Source organism: Aquiflexum sp. (assembly GCF_041749095.1).
Taxonomy (GTDB): domain Bacteria; phylum Bacteroidota; class Bacteroidia; order Cytophagales; family Cyclobacteriaceae; genus Aquiflexum.
The window spans coordinates 1-3,049 of the sequence record NZ_JBGTCA010000413.1 but is presented as its reverse complement, the minus strand read 5'-3'; the positions used below and the strand labels follow the sequence as shown (position 1 = coordinate 3,049).

Annotated in this window: 2 protein-coding genes and 1 pseudogene; all 3 read left to right on the top strand. The window is 36.3% G+C overall.

From position 1 onward, the window contains the following. Positions 1–1,590: alpha/beta fold hydrolase (locus tag ACEW8O_RS18780; protein ID WP_373496164.1), on the top strand; the 1,590-nt coding region annotated here is incomplete at its 5' end. Continuing rightward, positions 1,591–2,301, top strand: a complete 711-nt coding sequence (locus ACEW8O_RS18775; RefSeq protein WP_373496163.1) for a 4'-phosphopantetheinyl transferase superfamily protein — start codon at positions 1,591–1,593, stop codon at positions 2,299–2,301. A gap of 298 nt (positions 2,302–2,599) precedes the next feature. Beyond that, positions 2,600–3,049 (top strand): annotated as a pseudogene (locus ACEW8O_RS18770) (hypothetical protein); the annotation flags it as partial.

Sequence of the window (3,049 nt, the reverse complement as noted above, 5' to 3'; positions counted from 1 at the left end):
CTCAACCCCATCAATGTACCGGGGGAATTATGCATTTCAGGACAAGGGGTCGCCAGAGGTTACCTGAACAATCCTGAACTGACTTTGGAAAAATTTGTCAAAAATCCATTTGGAGAAACCGGTGAAGATATAATGTACAGGACAGGTGATTTAGCCCGTTGGCTCCCTGACGGCAATATTGAATATCTCGGAAGAATAGATGAGCAGGTCAAACTAAGAGGATATCGAATAGAGCTAGGTGAGGTTGAATCAGCAATAAACAAACTAAAAGAAGTTAAAGAGTCAGCAGTAATTTTGAGGGAAGACACCCCCGGTCAAAAAAGACTTGTTGGCTATGTAGTTTTAGGTGACTCTATCAATTCGATAATTCATGCACAAAAGTCCACCTCTCTGAAAAAGGAACTTCATTCGATATTACCGGAATATATGATCCCAAGCAGTATCATGATTTTGGAAAACATGCCTTTGACATCTAACCTTAAAATTGACAAAAAAAGACTTCCAAAACCTAAAGAACAGGCGTTATCGCACATAGAACCTAGCACTGAAATAGAAAAAATCATATCAAAGATTTGGTGTGAATCCCTAAAAAAAGAAAAAATCGATATTAACGCAGACTTCTTTGAAATTGGCGGACATTCTTTGCTCGCTGTAAAAGTTCTCTCATTAATTGAAAAAGAACTGGATAAAAAGCTTCCGCTCAACGTCATTTTCAAATATCCAAGAATCGTGGATCTGGCAGAATACTTAGAAGAAAATAATTTCCATGAAAGCAGTAGCCATTCCTTGGTGAGCATAAAACCAAATGGAAGTAAACCTCCATTTTTTATCATCCATGGAGTGGGTTCAACAGCTTCTATTTATTTCCAATTGGCCAAATACATTGAAGATGAACAACCTATTTATGGTTTTGAGCCCAAAGGACTGAATGGTGTTGATACACCAAACAATTCCCTTGAAGAAATGGCAGCTTTTTACATTTCATTGATGATCAAACAATATCCCAGCGGTCCATATTGTTTGGCAGGATATTCATTTGGAGGATATGTAGCTTTTGAAATGGCGCGCCAACTGAAAGCAATGGGAAGGGAAGTATCCAAACTCATTCTTTTTGACACCTCTGCTTATGAAGATCCGGCAAAAATGACTTTGTTGAAAAAAATAAAACTTCAACTGGGAAAAAGATTGGTAAATCTGGGTTTTGCCTTCAAAGAACCTCAGGGTTTTTATGAACAAAAAAGCAGGTCATTTAAAAGAAAAAGAGACCATGTCCTGATCAAATTGAAATTACAGGCTAAACCCGAAACCCAAAAGGATCCTGAAAGTATCATAAAAGTTGTGGCCAAGAATAATGTCAAAATCCTTGAAGAATATAAATTGAGCCGCTATGAAGGTGACCTCCATTTATTTAAAGTGAAAAACAGGTCTGATTATATAGAAGACACAGAATATTATGGTTGGTCTCCTTTAGTAAAAAAAGTTATCGTTGTGAATGTATCAGGTCACCATGACAATATTTTCAAAAAACCCGAGATATTGAAAGAAATGGCAGAAAAAATCCAAATTGTTCTTGATGAGAAAAACCAATAAATGAATTTAACCTTCTCTATAGTCTGGTCTGAGATAATGCCAACTTGGATAAATTTCCAAGTTGAGCCACTTTCCAATGAAATCCATGTGGTCCGTATAAACATTTCGAAAAACCTCCACCGAATTTCGGATCAAAAAAATCTTCTGGAAGATTCCGAAAAGCAAAAACTATCCAGAATTATAAAGCAAGAAGATAAAAACATTTTCCTGTGCAGTCAGGTGATGAAAAGAATTGTATGTGGCCACTACTTGAATATCCCTCCTAATGAAATCAGTTTCGATTTTACAAAAAACAAAAAACCATTCATCAGCGGCCAAGCAGATTTTCACTTCAATATCAGCCATTCCGGGAATTGGATGACAATGATGTTTTCCAAAGATCCCTGCGGGATCGATGTGGAAAAAATACAACCTGACCTGGATTTTGACGGAGTAATGCAATCAGCTTTTCATCCTGATGAAATCAGATATGTCCAGCAATCCTCTGATCTTACCAAAGCTTTTTTCAGAATATGGACGATCAAAGAATCCTTTCTAAAGGCCACAGGAGTAGGACTTATCGATAACCTTATTGACTTGAATATGATGAATCCACCCACAAAGGGAAGTCCAAATCCTGGGCTTATTCAGAGTTTTATGGTTGAAGGAAATTATTGGTGCAGCATCTGTTATCAAGCCCAAAATCCAAAGCTTAGGTTTTTTGAATTTTGAAATCTCATTTTTTGGATCAGGACTAAACACAACAAGAACAAGCTGATTTAAATCATGTTATTTCTTAGGGCGATAATATGCTTTAAATGAAAGCGAACCATTAAATTGCCTAAGATTTACGGAAAAAGAACAAATCACCAAGTTTCTTATTACATACCCCACTTAATTAAAAGTTTGAAAAAACTCTTATCACCAAAATGAGATACAAAACACTCCCAAATATTGACCAAACAGTAGTTTCTAAAAAAATCAACTAACTTTAAACATTGATTTTTGAGCCCGATTATAACTTGAAATTATGAATAATTCCATCGACATCGAAAAAACAAAAAAGTTCCTTTTTGAACTTCTGAAGCAAGAATCGGAATCCAAATCAATGGAATGGCTGATACAACAAAAAGAGAAAATTGAAAAAGAAGGCTCTTATCTTAAATTTTATATGGCTTTTGGTCAGGCTTCCAGATTTTTCAAGAAAACGATATTAAAGCTATCTGAGAACCAAAAAGAGTTTGCCAATAACATTACCCAAGGTTTCAGTCCGCACTCATGGGATCAGCTTCAGACAGCCAGAAGTTATTTATTGTTGCATTTTGAAGAAAAGGAAGCCTCGAGTTGGGTAACTGCACTCAACAAACTTTTTGAAACAGCTGATATGCATGAGCAACAATCCCTGTATGCAGCGCTCCCAATTATGCCTTTTCAACCTGAAATGATGGATCGGGCCATAGAAGGTTTAAGGACCAATATC